13 protein-coding genes are annotated in these 12,689 nt (G+C 66.8%); 9 read left to right on the top strand and 4 right to left on the bottom strand.

Annotation, left to right across the window (positions count from 1 at the left end; genetic code table 11):
* Positions 1–10: 10 nt before the first annotated feature.
* The 4 genes from ACW172_RS11545 to ACW172_RS11530 all read right to left on the bottom strand — a co-directional run bounded on the left by ACW172_RS11545 (position 11) and on the right by ACW172_RS11530 (position 4,130).
* Positions 11–1,003, bottom strand: coding sequence for an NAD-dependent epimerase/dehydratase family protein (locus ACW172_RS11545; protein ID WP_492031585.1), 993 nt, complete (start codon positions 1,001–1,003; stop codon positions 11–13).
* Positions 1,004–1,012: 9 nt separating this feature from the next.
* The gene (locus ACW172_RS11540; protein ID WP_492031584.1) at positions 1,013–1,582 is read right to left on the bottom strand and encodes a WcaF family extracellular polysaccharide biosynthesis acetyltransferase; all 570 of its coding nucleotides are present in this window, start codon (positions 1,580–1,582) and stop codon (positions 1,013–1,015) included.
* Between the two features lie 566 nt (positions 1,583–2,148).
* A complete protein-coding gene (locus tag ACW172_RS11535) occupies positions 2,149–3,480 on the bottom strand; it encodes an ATP-binding protein (RefSeq protein WP_035308677.1) in 1,332 nt (443 codons plus the stop codon).
* Entirely contained in the window at positions 3,477–4,130 is a 654-nt protein-coding gene (locus tag ACW172_RS11530) for a response regulator (protein WP_035308676.1), read from the bottom strand. Before ACW172_RS11530 ends, ACW172_RS11535 begins: the two co-directional genes overlap by 4 nt.
* Before the next feature lie 62 nt (positions 4,131–4,192).
* On the opposite strand from ACW172_RS11530, the gene dsbD reads away from it, so the two are divergent.
* The 9 genes from dsbD (at position 4,193) to ACW172_RS11485 (ending at position 12,686) form a co-directional block, all read left to right on the top strand.
* Positions 4,193–6,091 carry a protein-disulfide reductase DsbD gene (gene dsbD, locus ACW172_RS11525; RefSeq protein WP_224764426.1) on the top strand — a complete coding sequence of 633 codons (1,899 nt, stop codon included), beginning with the start codon at positions 4,193–4,195 and terminating at the stop codon, positions 6,089–6,091.
* Positions 6,088–6,882, top strand: coding sequence for a TlpA disulfide reductase family protein (locus ACW172_RS11520; RefSeq protein ID WP_035308673.1), 795 nt, complete (start codon positions 6,088–6,090; stop codon positions 6,880–6,882). The genes dsbD and ACW172_RS11520 overlap by 4 nt, the downstream gene beginning before the upstream one ends.
* 23 nt (positions 6,883–6,905) lie before the next feature.
* Positions 6,906–7,580 (top strand): DsbA family protein, encoded by a 675-nt coding sequence (locus ACW172_RS11515; protein ID WP_035308672.1) that lies wholly within the window; start codon positions 6,906–6,908, stop codon positions 7,578–7,580.
* An 8-nt stretch (positions 7,581–7,588) separates the two neighbouring features.
* Positions 7,589–9,016: a bifunctional metallophosphatase/5'-nucleotidase gene (locus ACW172_RS11510; protein ID WP_035308671.1), complete on the top strand. Its 1,428-nt coding sequence runs from the start codon at positions 7,589–7,591 to the stop codon at positions 9,014–9,016.
* 11 nt (positions 9,017–9,027) lie between these two features.
* Positions 9,028–9,645 carry an SAM-dependent methyltransferase gene (locus ACW172_RS11505; RefSeq protein WP_492031583.1) on the top strand — a complete coding sequence of 206 codons (618 nt, stop codon included), beginning with the start codon at positions 9,028–9,030 and terminating at the stop codon, positions 9,643–9,645.
* Between the two features lie 29 nt (positions 9,646–9,674).
* Positions 9,675–10,199, top strand: coding sequence for a DsrE family protein (locus tag ACW172_RS11500; protein WP_052005017.1), 525 nt, complete (start codon positions 9,675–9,677; stop codon positions 10,197–10,199).
* Between the two features lie 99 nt (positions 10,200–10,298).
* Positions 10,299–10,949: a peroxiredoxin gene (locus ACW172_RS11495; protein ID WP_035308669.1), complete on the top strand. Its 651-nt coding sequence runs from the start codon at positions 10,299–10,301 to the stop codon at positions 10,947–10,949.
* A 64-nt stretch (positions 10,950–11,013) separates the two neighbouring features.
* Positions 11,014–11,913 (top strand): MBL fold metallo-hydrolase, encoded by a 900-nt coding sequence (locus ACW172_RS11490; RefSeq protein WP_052005015.1) that lies wholly within the window; start codon positions 11,014–11,016, stop codon positions 11,911–11,913.
* Positions 11,913–12,686 (top strand): substrate-binding domain-containing protein, encoded by a 774-nt coding sequence (locus ACW172_RS11485; RefSeq protein WP_035308668.1) that lies wholly within the window; start codon positions 11,913–11,915, stop codon positions 12,684–12,686. The genes ACW172_RS11490 and ACW172_RS11485 overlap by 1 nt, the downstream gene beginning before the upstream one ends.
* Positions 12,687–12,689: the final 3 nt, after the last annotated feature.

The raw sequence follows: 12,689 nt of genomic DNA, 5'->3' as shown, positions 1-12,689 counted from the left end.
CCGGCGCCGATCAGTGGTCGGCGCTGGAGGTCGGGTTGGTCTTCAGCCAGGCGACCGTATTGGCCACGCCTTCCTCGAAGCTGAACGGACCCGCGCCGAGCAGGGCGAAGGTCGGCTCCACCGGGGTGCGGAAGTCCGAGGTCATCCGCTTCAGCCGGCCCGAGTTGATCGGCGACGGCAGCTTCAGAGAGGCGGTCAGGTCGCCGACGCGGGCGATGGCCCCCAGCAGCCCCTTGGGGAAACGCCGCACCGGCTTGCCGCGCAGGGCCACCGAGAAGGAGTCGAGCCAGACCGAGGAGTCCATCGGGGCGTCGCCCACATAGAAGACCTTGTGACGGACCTCAGGCAGCGGAACCTTGATGGCGTTGACCATCTGGGACACGACATTGCCGACATAGCCGTAGGAGCGGATCGAATGATCGCCCTCGGGATGCAGATACAGACCCATGCCGATGTAGCGCCAGATCGATTTGGCGAAGGACGGATGGTAGGGCCCCCAGATGTTGGTCGGGCGGAAGACGACCCAGTCCAGATCCATGGCGCGGGCGCGCAGGATTTTCTCGGAATCGACCTTGGTCTGGCCATAGACGGTGTCGGCGCTGAAGGCCTCGGGATCGAAGGATCCCTGGGCCGGGCCGGCGACCATCTGGGTCGAGACGTGCAGGACGACCGGGCTGTAGCGCTCGATGGCCTTGACCGCGTCGATCACATGGTCGACCCCCACCGTATTGACCAGCATCAGGGAGGCGTCGCCCGCCAGGCTGGCCCAGGCGGCGAGGTTGTAGATCACCTCGGGACGATGCTCGGCGACCACGGCGGCGATGACCGGGGCGTCCATCAGATCGGCCTTGATCCAGTACGGCGTGTGGGTGTCCAGAGTCGGAGGCTTCTTGTCGAAGTTCAGGACCGTATGACCCTCGGCGAGCAGGGCCTCGACCAGATGGGTGCCGATGAAGCCGGAGCCTCCGGTGACCAGGATCGTCTTCTTGCCGGTGTCAGCCATCTGCGGTCCTCAGGCCTCGGGCTTCACGCGCCGGTCGCCGACCTTGCGCGCGGGGAAGCCTGTGTTGATCGAATAGGGTTCGGTGCTTTTGGTCACCACGGCGCGGGCGCCGATGACCGAGCCCCGCCCGATGGTCAGGCCCTGGTGCACGAAACAGCCCGAGCAGAACCAGCTCTCGGACTCGATCTTCAGCGGCAGGGCGTAGATGTCGAAGGTCGGTTTGCGGAACTCGTGCGAGCCCGTGACGATGGAGATGTTGTCGGCCATGGCGACATTGTCGCCGATCTCGATCTCGGCGAGCGAATACAGCAGGGTGCCGTCGCCGAACCAGCAGTGGTCGCCGATGGTCAGCTTCCAGGGATAGGTGACCCGCACGCCGGGGCGCAGCTTGACCCCCTTGCCGATCTTCGCCCCGAACCGGCGCAGCAGCCAGGCGCGCCAGCCGAACATGAACTGGGGCGACCAGGCGAAGAGGGTCGACTGGACCAGCCACCACAGCTGAACGACCACCGCCGAACGCCCCCTGAAGCCCGGCGGATTGCGGAACAGGGAGAGGTCCTGAACGGTCTCGTCGCTCATGAGCGGCTGTATTCCAATGGGTTATCGCCGGGTCCGGCGCGCCGTCCCCCGATGGTCGGCTCAACCCCTCTAGACCTGAACCGTAAAGAAGGCGCCCACTGTTCGCAACCGCAGCATTCCGGCGATTTCCGAAATGGGACGCCCCGGACTGATGGCCCGGGCCTTCAGGGCTCCAGCTCGATGTCCCAGTAGAGGATATTCGATGCCGCGAACTCTCGTTCTATCCTATTGATAAAGCTGATTTTTCTAAGACCTTAGGAAATCTCAGCGACGATTGGTCACCATATGGTCACCAGAAGAGGGGAAGAGCCAGCAATCTGGATCAATACCCACTTCCTGAAATCCCATAGCAGAAACCCGGTCGGAAATCTCCCGACCAGCGGCCGCTGAGCCGCCGAAAGCCCTAGCCCAACTTAGTGAGCCAGCAGTGGGGTGCGTGCGGGCTATCCTCGCTGTGCGACCAGCAGCCGTTTGCATCAGCAGACGCTGGAGGTGAGAACATCTAATGTCCGCCTCCGATCCGCGATCGGCCCCGAGCTCACCCTTTCGGCGTGCCGAGATCGTTGTTAGTCGGTCAGCGTGCTAGGCTTATGCATCGACCCCGAAGCCTCAATAGCAACTATCACCTCGACACGGAGACCGCCTCCTGGTGAGCGCAAGAACTGCACCTGTCCCCCATGGGCCTTCACTGTGGCGAGGACGATAGAGAGGCCCAGACCGCTCCCTCCGGAAGGTGCATTGGCCGCACGGAAGAAGCGCCTACCCAGCCGATGCAGATCCGAGAAGGCCACGCCCGGGCCGTCGTCCTCGACGATTAAACGCCCGGAAGTCGGGTCGTAACTGATCACGACTGAGGATGCCGCATGCGCCTGCGCGTTGGCGAGGAGATTGGCAGCCGCTGCCTCGAAGCGATCTGGATCCACGTTAAGCAGCGCGTCACCTTCAACGATCGACACCCGATCATCGCCTTCCGCTCCTGCAAACAGCGACCGAAGCGTCACCCAGCGGCGATCTTCGTCGCTAACCGGCATCTCGTCCTCGCGCGCCAAGACGAGAAGACCTGTGACGAGGCGGGCAGTGCGATCGACAGAGGTCTGGATCTGCTCCAGCGCGCGTCTTCGAACGGCCGTATCCGAAGACGACGCCGCAATCTGCGCCTGGACGCGCAGGCCTGCCAGAGGCGTACGCAATTCGTGCGCGGCAGCGGCCGTGAACTCGGCCTCGCGACGTCGCGCTGCGCCAAGGCGTGACATCAAGTCGTTCAGCGCCAGGGCGAAGGGACGGAGTTCGCGGGCGTCCGGCGATACGTCCAACGCCGTCAGATCTTCCGCATCCCGTACCGCAAGGCTGCGGGTCATTTGTCGAATAGGGGTCAGCCCCCGCCCTACCGACCACCAGATCAATACGCCAAGCACCAGCAGACCAAGGACCGCCGGACCGATCAAAGCGGTGACGACATTGCCGACCAGGTGCTCGCGAACGGCCAGATTGTCCCCGACCATGACCCTGAAACCGGCATCACGATCATGCACCGTGTAGACGCGCCAGCGCTCGCCCCGGATCGTGCGTTCTGAAAAACCGTCGCCCCCTTCCGACAACCGCTCCGCAGGCGCGCTTTGGGACCGACCAATCAGATCGCCTTCCAGCGACCAGATCTGGCAGGAGAGCTGACGGTCGTAGACATCGGCGGCCCCGCTTTCCGGAGCCTGCATCGCCGGGCGCACGCTGCCGGCCTGCATCAGGGACGAGACCATGCGGGCCGACTCCATCAGGCGCCGGTCCAGCACCCGTTGCACCTCGGCCCGGGTCTGGATCTCGACCCAGACGACCGCGCCGCCCCAGACGAGGGCGGTCACGAGCGCGAGGGTGGCGAACAGACGCAGGCGGATCGAGCTCATTGCAGGGTGTATCCTACGCCGCGGACGGTGCGGATGAAGCCGGCTCCCAACTTGGCCCGGAGATAGTGGATGTGCACTTCCACCGCGTTAGAGCCGATCTCCTCCTGCCAACCGTACAGGCGTTCTTCTAGCTGACTGCGCGAGAGGACCTGTGCAGGCCGTTCCATCAGGGCCTCCAGGATGGCGAACTCACGTCTCGAAAGGGGCAGGTCCCCCTCTTCACGCCAAGCCAGACGCGACTGGGGATCAAGGGTCACCCCGCCGTGGCGCAAGGCGGGCGCCGAGCGCCCAAGCAGGCGACGCCGCACCGCGCGCAGTCGCGCCGCCAGTTCGTCGAGATCGAAAGGCTTGCCGACATAGTCGTCCGCGCCGGCGTCCAGACCCACAATGCGGTCCCGACTGTCATCGCGCGCCGACAAGACCACCACGCCGACATCCATGTCGCGCTCGCGAACGAAACGCAGCACCGAAAGGCCGTCGCCATCAGGAAGACCCAAATCCAGCACGACCGCATCGAACGCCGAGCTTTCCAGCGCCGCGAGGGCGTCCTCGACCCGCCCGACGACTTCGACCGTCCAGCCGCAGGCGCTGAGCCCGACCTGGAGGCCGTCGGCGAGAACGGGATCATCTTCTATGGCGAGCAGTCTCATGCGGCGTGAGGTGGAAGTTGCGGCTTAAGCCTGACTTAAGCTCGTTTGCCGACGAGATGGCCATGAGGTTTTTCCGCCGACTGTTGCCCGCCGCTCTCGCGATCCTGTCCTTCACCCTTCCGGGTTCGGCATTGGGTCAGGCTCCGCTATCGCCTGACAAGGCCTTCTCCCTGACGGTGACGCGTGAGGCTGACGGCGACCTGGCCTTCGCCTGGGACATTGCGCCCGGCCATTATCTCTATCGTGACCACACCGTCGCCAGCACGCCGGGCGGGAAAGCATCGCTGCCTCTGGAGCTTGCGACCGGCGAAACCAAGGACGATCCGGGCTTTGGCGTCGTCGACGTCTGGCATGACGAGGGTCGCGCGACCCTATCGGCGCAGACCCTGACGCAGGTTGGCGGCCCGACGTCGGTCAACATCACCTACCAGGGGTGCCTCGAGGACTCGATCTGCTACCCGCCGATGACGCGGACAGTGGACGTGCCGACCCGGCCGCAGTCCGAGGTTGCCGCTCGGGAGGCCGATGCGCAGACCGCTCAGGCCGCCGCTCTGCTGGCGATCCAGGCGCCGGGCGCTGCACCCACACCCGCACTCGCGAGTGATGAGGGCGCGTTGGCGCCTCCGCCGGTCGCGCCATCGCCGGCGGTCATCCCGGACCCCAGCCCGGGCTTCGTCGATCGCTTGGCGCTGCAGGGCGGGGCCACCTGGGTCCTGCTCGCCTTCTTCGGTTTCGGCGTGCTTCTGGCCTTCACGCCCTGCGTCTTTCCCATGTACCCGATCCTGGCCGGCGTCATCGGACGCGGCGTGGACGGGCGCGGTACGCGCCGAGGCCTGATGCTCTCGGTCGCCTATGTGCTGGGCCTTTCCGTCGCCTTCGCCCTGCTGGGCGTCGCGGCCGCCTGGTCCGGACAGAACCTGCAGATGGCGCTCCAGTCGGTTTGGGCGATCGGCGCTCTGGTTGTCGTCTTCGTCGTTCTCGCCGCGTCCATGTTCGGCGGCTTCGAGTTGCAACTGCCCTCGGCCTGGACCAGCCGCCTGTCCCGCGACAGCGGTGACGGACGGCGGTCCCTGCCCTCAGCCGCAGGTCTGGGCTTCGTCTCCGCCCTCATCGTGGGCCCTTGCGTCACCGCGCCCTTGGCGGGTGCCCTGCTCTATATCGCACAGACCGGCGACGTTGGGCTGGGCGCGGCGGCCCTGTTCTTCCTGGGCCTGGGCAAGGGGGTGCCCTTGATCGTGTTCGGCACGGTCGGCGCGCGCTTCCTGCCCAAGGCTGGGCCGTGGATGGACCGGGTGAAGATGCTGTTCGGCTTCATCTTCCTGGGCATGGCCTGGTGGCTGGCCGGCCGCATCCTGCCGCCGAGCGCGACGCTGGCTTTCGGCGCGGCGCTGGCGCTCGGTCTGGCGGCGGCTCTCGGCCTGTTCCAGCCGCTGAGCCCGAATCTGAGAAACGGCGTCGCACGTGTCGCTGGCCTGGCGGCCGCGACCTGGGGCCTGTTGCTGCTGGTCGGCCTCAGTCTCGGGGCGGACGACCCGTGGCGTCCGCTTGAGCCCCTGGCGCGGCCCGCTGGAATCTCAGCCGCCGCGCCGGTCGAAACCGCAGCGGTCGTGCTGGATCAGACGGCGCTCGACCGCGCCGTCGCCGATGCCGCCGCGCGCGAACGTCCCGCCCTGGTCTATTTCACCGCCGACTGGTGCGTCAGCTGCAAGGTGATCGAGCGGACGGTGTTCGAGGACCCCGCGGTCATCGCCGGCCTTTCGAACACCGACCTCATCAAGGTCGACGTCACGCGCAGCACGCCCGAGGCGCGCGCGCTTCTTGAGCGGCACGGAGTGATCGGACCGCCGACGATGATCTTCCTGTCGCCCTCGGCGACCGAAGCGCCGGGCAGCCGACTGATCGGAGAGATGTCGGCCCAAGACGTCGCCTCCGCCCTGCAGAGCGCCGGAGCCGCCGCATGAACGCCATCACCCTGGGCCCGCTCGTCCTGTCGGGCGAGCGGTTCGCCATCATCGCCGGCGTGTTCGTCTTCATGATCGGCGTCGGGCTGTTGGCCAGCCGGGTCAGCCCGCGCTTCAACCTGTGGAGCACGGTCCTAGTCTTCGGCGGTCTGGCGGTCGCCCGCCTCGGTCACGTGGCGACGCACTGGGAGTATTTCGGGGCTGACCCGTGGCGGGCGCTCGCGGTCTGGCAGGGCGGATTCAGTTGGATCTGGGTCGCGCCGGTCGTGATCCTGGCCACCATTCTGCTGCTGCGCACGACGCGCGAACGCGCCTGGGCCATTGCGCCTGTGCTGGCCAGCGCCTTGGTTTGGACCACCGCCCATCAGTTGGCCTCGGCGACGCAGCCCATGGCGCCGCCCGCCCTGACGCTGGCCGCGATGGACGCACCGGCGATCGACCTTTCGGCGCCGATCGATCGGCCTACGGTGATCAATCTCTGGGCCACCTGGTGCCCGCCCTGCCGGCGCGAGATGCCGGCTTTGGCCCAGGCCGAAAAAGCCCATCCGAATGTGCGCTTCCTCTTCGTCAACCAGGGCGAGGGCGAAGCCGGCGTTCGGGCCTTTCTGCAGAGCCAGGGGCTGGCCCTCGACCATGTGCTGTTCGACGAGGCCATGGCGCTGCCCCGCCACTACGGTACGGCCGGCATTCCGGTGACCCTGTTCCTCCACGCCGACGGCCGTCTGGCCAAGGCCCACATGGGGGAAATCGCCCCCGAACAGATCGCGACCGAAATCGCGCGTCTGCACTGACCCCCTCGCCTCACGGAGCTTCCATGAACCGCACCTTCGCCCCTGCCTTCGCCGCCGTCCTGGCGCTCGCCGCCTGCGGCCCGGCCGACGCCGACAACGGCGCGGCGCCCGCCAGCCCTTCCGCCGCCTCCGGACAAGACATGCCGCCCATCGCCCAGGTCGGCTTCAATGACCTGCTGCGCGATCCCGCAGCGCCCTTCATCGGCGCCGAGAACGCCGATGTGACCATCATCGGCTTCGTCGATTACAACTGCCCCTACTGCAAGAAGATGCAGCCTGAGATCGACGGCCTGCTGAAGGCGGACACCAAGGTGCGCGTCCTGTACAAGGATTGGCCGATCTTCGGCGACGTCTCGGAGACCGCCGCCCGGACCGCCCTCGCCGCCGCCTATCAGGGCAAGTACGAGGCCGTCCATAACGCCTTCATGCTGTCGCCGTCGCGCATCGGCGACCAGGCGGACATCACCCGTCTGGTCCAGTCGGCCGGCGTGGACATGGCGCGCCTGAATCAGGACCTGGCCGAACACCGCGCAGACATCGACGCGGTGCTGGACCGAAATGGTCGAGAAGCGGCGGCCCTGGCCCTGCAGGGCACGCCCGCCTTTATCATCAACGGCAATCTGATCCCCGGCGGCATGCCCCAGGCGCAACTCGAAGCGGTGATCGGTCGTATCCGCTCCGGACAACCGCTGCGCTGAAGCCGACCATGACCACCCTGACCCTGCTCCAGCTGAACGACCTCCACGGCTATCTCGAGCCGCATCCCGAACTGGTGCGCACCGAAGGCGGCTGGCGGTTCGAACGGCTGGGCGGGGTCGCCCGCATCGCGCGCCTCTTCGAAGAGGCGCGCGCCGAAGGTGCATGCCTGACCCTGGACAACGGCGACACCTTCCATGGCACGCGGGTCGCCGTCGCCAGCCGGGGCGAGGCGCTGGTTCCGATCATGAACGCCCTGAAGATCGACGCCATGACGGCGCACTGGGAGTTCGCCTATGGCCCGGCGGGGTTCAAGGCGTTGGCGGCGGGACTGGATTATCCCGTCCTGGCCGCCAATGTCTTCCGCAAGGATGACGGCGCGCCGGAGTTCGACGGGCGGTGGGTGTTCGAGCGCGGCGGTCTGAGGATCGGCGTGATCGGCCTGGCCTGCCCCATCATCGACAAGACGATGCCCCCCGCCTTCTCTGAAGGCGTGCGGTTTGAAATGGGTGTGGCCGAAGCCCGCGAGCAGCTGCACCAGCTCCGCGAGGAAAAGGTCGATCTGGTCGTCCTGCTGTCGCACCTGGGCTTTCCGCAGGATCTGAAGCTGGCCGCCGAAACGCCGGGCATCGACGTGATCCTGAGCGGTCATACCCATAACCGCCTGCACGAACCGGCCCGCGTCGGCGACACCCTGATCATCCAGTCCGGCTGCCACGGCGCCTATATCGGCCGGCTGGATCTGGAGATTGCAGAGGGCCGCGTGTGCCTGCGGCGCCATCGGCTCATAGCCGTGGACGCTGGCCCCGAAGACGATCAAGTCGCCGGCTTGGTGGAGATGGCCCTGGCGCCCGAGCGCGAGCGTCTGGCGCGCATCGTCGGCCGCACCGCCATCCCCCTTCACCGCTACGCCATGGCCAGCGCGCCGATGGACGACGTCCTGCTGGCGGCGGCGGCGCAGGCGGCGGGCGTGGACATCGCCTTCTCCAACGGCTGGCGCTACGGCGCGCCCGTCGCGCCGGGTCCGGTCACTCTGGGCGACCTCTACAATATGGCGCCGATGAATCCGCCGATCTCACGCACGACGCTGACCGGGGCCGAGTTGCAAGCGATGCTGGAAGAAAATCTGGAGCGCACCTTCGCCGCCGACCCGTATGAGCAGATGGGCGGCTACATCAAACGTTGCCGGGGTCTCACGGCCTTCGTGAAGCTTGAGAATCCCAAGGGGCAGCGCCTCGACCGCCTGCTGGTCGGAGACCGCCCTGTCGAGCCGGAGGCGGACTATCTGGTGGCCTTCGTCACCGCCCAAGGGGTGCCCGAACATTACGGGCGAGACCGCCGGACGCTCGACATCGACACTGTGGGCGCGCTTGAATCCTGGTTCGCCGACCATACGCCTGGCGAGACCGATCTGCCCGTCAGCGTCCTCATCATCTGAAGGAACACCTTATGGACTCCGTCGCCGCCCGCGACTTCTGGAACAGCCGCTATGACCGCCAGGACTATCTGTTCGGCGAGACGCCCAACTCCTTCCTGGCCGCTCAGATCGCGCGGCTCCAGCCCGGCATGACCGCTCTGGCGGTCGCCGACGGCGAGGGCCGAAACGGCGTGTGGCTCGCCGAACAGGGCCTGGCCGTCACCACCACGGATATCGCCCCGCGCGCGGTCGAGAAGGCCCTCGCCCTGGCCGAGCGACGTGGCGTCACACTGGACGCCCAGGTGGCGGACTTCGAGACCTGGGGCTGGCCGCAGGGTGCGTTCGACGTCGTGGTCGCCGTCTTCATTCAGTTCGCCCCGCCTCCCCAGCGCGACCGACTTTTCGAGCGTATGAAGGCGGCCGTGAAGCCTGGCGGCCTGGTCCTGTTGCAGGGCTATCGGCCGGAACAGATCGCCTATGGCACCGGCGGTCCGGGGCAGGTCGAGAACCTCTACACCGAGGCGCTGCTCCGCGACGCCTTCGCCGACTTCGACATCCTGCATCTGAAAAGCCACGACAGCGACGTCTCCGAAGGCGCCGGCCACAGCGGCCGGTCCGCCCTGATCGATCTCATCGCCCGCCGTCCCTGACCCCCAGCGCCCGCACACCGGAACCCGCCATGAAAACCCTCGTGATCGCCCTGTCCTTGGCCGCCTCCCTGGCGGCCTCCCCGAGCTTCGCCCAGGCTGTCTCAGGCTTCGGCGGCTTCAAGCCCCTGCCCGAGGCCGGCGAACAGCCGGATCCGTCGCGCATCTATCGGGTCATCTTCGACGTGTCCCAGGGCGGTGCGGACGACAGGCCGCTGAAGGGATTGGATCGCGTCGCGCGGCTGGTGAATATGCTGGCGGCGGGCGGCGTGGACGCCGACCACCGTCAGATCGTGGTCGTCCTGCACGGCGCCGCCACCCCTGCAGTTCTCTCCGACGCCGCCTGGACCGCGCGCGGCAAGGGCGACGCCAACCCCAACAGCGCCCTGATCCGCGCCCTCATCGCCGCCGGCGTCCAGGTTCGACTGTGCGGCCAGGCCATGGCGGGGAACGGCATCGCGCAAGCCGATCTCGAAGCGGGCGTGAGCGTTGATCTCGCCGCCCTGATGACGGTCATCCACCTTCAACAGGCCGGATACGCCCTGGTTGTGAACTGACGGCTCGGCATAGGCGGAACCTTTCCTGAGCATAAGAACTATTAGTTTGCGTAAGTATGTATGTAATTGTTCATTGGGGCGTCTGAAGGAGATATCGACATGACCGGACTGCCCCGCCTCAACGAACCCGCCCCCGACTTTCACGCCCGCACCACGCACGGGGATCGCAGCTTGGCCGATTACCGCGGCAAATGGCTGATCCTCTTCTCGCACCCGTCGGACTTCACCCCGGTCTGCACGACCGAGTTCATCGGGTTCGCCAAGCATGCGAATGAGTTCGCCGCCATGAACTGCGAGCTCCTGGGCCTCTCGATAGACAGCATCTTCTCGCACCTAGCCTGGACCCGGAACATCAAGGAGAAGTTCGGCGTCGAAATCCCCTTCCCCATCATCGAGGATCTGAAGATGGAGGTGGCCCAGGCCTACGGAATGATCCACCCCGGGGCGGCCGACACCTCGGCTGTTCGCGCCACCTTCCTGATCGATCCGGAAGGCAAGCTGCGCGCCATGGTCTACTATCCCATGAGCAATGGCCGCAGCATCGAAGAGTTCGTTCGGCTGCTCACCGCGCTCCAGGCGTCCGACGCCAACGGGGTCGCGACGCCTGAGAACTGGCGCCCTGGCCAACCGGCCATCGTCCCCCCGCCCAAGACCGCCGAGGCGGCCGAGGCTCGCGCTTCCGAGGGTTACGTCTACACCGACTGGTATTTCTCGACGCGCGACCTCCCCGACGCCCCGAAAGCCGCCTGATCGGATTCCGGCCGGACCTCGCAAGCGGTCCGGCCTTTTTCTTCGCAAACCAAACGGAGCCTTCATGCAGATCATCGACCACGGCGGAGCGCGCATCGCGGCGCTCCACGACAAGAAGACCGGCAGTTGGCAGTATGTCGTCTCCGACCCGGTCAGCCGCAAATGCGCGATCATCGATCCGGTCTGGGATTTCGACGAGAAGGCGGCGGCGACCTCGACCCGCAACGCCGACGCCATCCTGGACTACGTCAAGGCGGAGGGCCTGACCGTCGAGTGGCTGCTGGACACCCATCCCCACGCCGACCACTTCTCCGCCGCGCCCTTCCTCAACGAGAAACTGGGCGCGCCGACCGCCATCGGCGAAAAGGTCATCGGCGTCCAGAAGCTGTGGAAGGACATCTACGGCCTGGACGACGACTTTCCGGCCGATGGTCGCCAGTGGGACCGACTCTTCAAGGCTGGCGACACGTTCGCTGTTGGCGACCTGCCGGCGCGGGTGATGTTCTCACCGGGGCACACCATGGCCTCCATCACCTATGTGATTGGCGGCAACGCCTTCGTCCACGACACCCTGATGATGCCCTATGCCGGCACCTCGCGCGCCGACTTTCCGGGCGGCGACTCGAAGACTCTCTTCCGAAGCATCCAGGACATCCTGGCCCTGCCTGAAGAGACCGCCGTCTTCGTTGGCCACGACTATGGCCCGGATGGCCGCGAGCCCGCCTGCTTCAGCACCGTGAGAGAGCAGAAGGCGGACAACATCCATGTCGGCGGCGGACGCGGCGAGGCGGATTTCGTGCGGCTCCGCGACGATCGGGACGCCACCCTGCCCTTGCCGAATCTGATGCTCTACGCGCTTCAGGTGAACATCCGCGGCGGGGTGCTGCCGCCGGCCGCGCCGGACGGGCGCGTCTATTTCAAGATTCCCGCCAATCACTTCGCCCCACCCCAGGAGAATTCTTGATGCGCCCGTCCGCACTGACGCTGGCCGCCCTCCTGAGCGCAACGGCCCTGGCCGCCCACGCCCAGACGCCCGCCGATCCACTTCATGTCTACGGTCCCGGCGGCCCCTCCCCCGCCATGCGCGACGCCGCGAAGGCCTATGAGGCGCGCACCGGTCGCGCCGTGGCCGTCGTCGCCGGACCCACGCCCCAATGGCTGGACCAGGCCAAGGCGGATGGCGACCTGATCTTCTCAGGCTCCGAGACGATGATGACCGACTTCGTCAGCGCCCTGGAGGGCCGCATCCGCGCCGAGGCGGTCGAGCCGCTCTATCTGCGCACCGCCTCCATCCTCGTTCGGCCGGGAAATCCGGACGGCATCGGCGGCCTTGAGGATCTTTTCCAGCCCGATCGCCGGGTCTTGGTTGTCAACGGCGCGGGCCAGAACGGCCTGTGGGAGGACATGGCCGGTCGCACCGGCGACATCGCCAAGGTGCGCGCCCTGCGTCGTAACATCGTCGTCTACGCCCGCAACAGCGCCGAGGCCCGACAAGCCTGGATCGACGACCCGACGCTGGACGCCTGGATCATCTGGGGCATCTGGCAGGTCGCCAATCCGGACCTCGCTGATGTGGTCGAGGTCGAAGAGCCCTACCGCATCTACCGCGACGCCGGCGCCGTTGTGACAGAGACCGGCCGCCAGGACGCCGACGCCCAGCCGTTCCTCGACTTTCTGAAGTCCGACGAGGGGGCCGCCATCTTCGCGCGGTGGGGCTGGCGGACCGGCCAACCTTAAGCC

The sequence above is a fragment of the Brevundimonas sp. ALps5 genome, from assembly GCF_058681645.1.
Note: the sequence above shows the minus strand (reverse complement) of the source record. Positions and strands in the feature narration are given on the sequence as shown.

Coding starts and splice junctions, on each gene's coding strand:
- ACW172_RS11485 (WP_035308668.1), top strand. CDS start 11,913: ATGCGCCCGTCCGCACTGACGCTGGCCGCCCTCCTGAGCGCAACGGCC.
- ACW172_RS11495 (WP_035308669.1), top strand. CDS start 10,299: ATGACCGGACTGCCCCGCCTCAACGAACCCGCCCCCGACTTTCACGCC.
- dsbD (WP_224764426.1), top strand. CDS start 4,193: ATGAGGTTTTTCCGCCGACTGTTGCCCGCCGCTCTCGCGATCCTGTCC.
- ACW172_RS11520 (WP_035308673.1), top strand. CDS start 6,088: ATGAACGCCATCACCCTGGGCCCGCTCGTCCTGTCGGGCGAGCGGTTC.
- ACW172_RS11515 (WP_035308672.1), top strand. CDS start 6,906: ATGAACCGCACCTTCGCCCCTGCCTTCGCCGCCGTCCTGGCGCTCGCC.
- ACW172_RS11510 (WP_035308671.1), top strand. CDS start 7,589: ATGACCACCCTGACCCTGCTCCAGCTGAACGACCTCCACGGCTATCTC.
- ACW172_RS11540 (WP_492031584.1), bottom strand. CDS start 1,582: ATGAGCGACGAGACCGTTCAGGACCTCTCCCTGTTCCGCAATCCGCCG.
- ACW172_RS11530 (WP_035308676.1), bottom strand. CDS start 4,130: ATGAGACTGCTCGCCATAGAAGATGATCCCGTTCTCGCCGACGGCCTC.
- ACW172_RS11490 (WP_052005015.1), top strand. CDS start 11,014: ATGCAGATCATCGACCACGGCGGAGCGCGCATCGCGGCGCTCCACGAC.
- ACW172_RS11500 (WP_052005017.1), top strand. CDS start 9,675: ATGAAAACCCTCGTGATCGCCCTGTCCTTGGCCGCCTCCCTGGCGGCC.
- ACW172_RS11535 (WP_035308677.1), bottom strand. CDS start 3,480: ATGAGCTCGATCCGCCTGCGTCTGTTCGCCACCCTCGCGCTCGTGACC.
- ACW172_RS11505 (WP_492031583.1), top strand. CDS start 9,028: ATGGACTCCGTCGCCGCCCGCGACTTCTGGAACAGCCGCTATGACCGC.
- ACW172_RS11545 (WP_492031585.1), bottom strand. CDS start 1,003: ATGGCTGACACCGGCAAGAAGACGATCCTGGTCACCGGAGGCTCCGGC.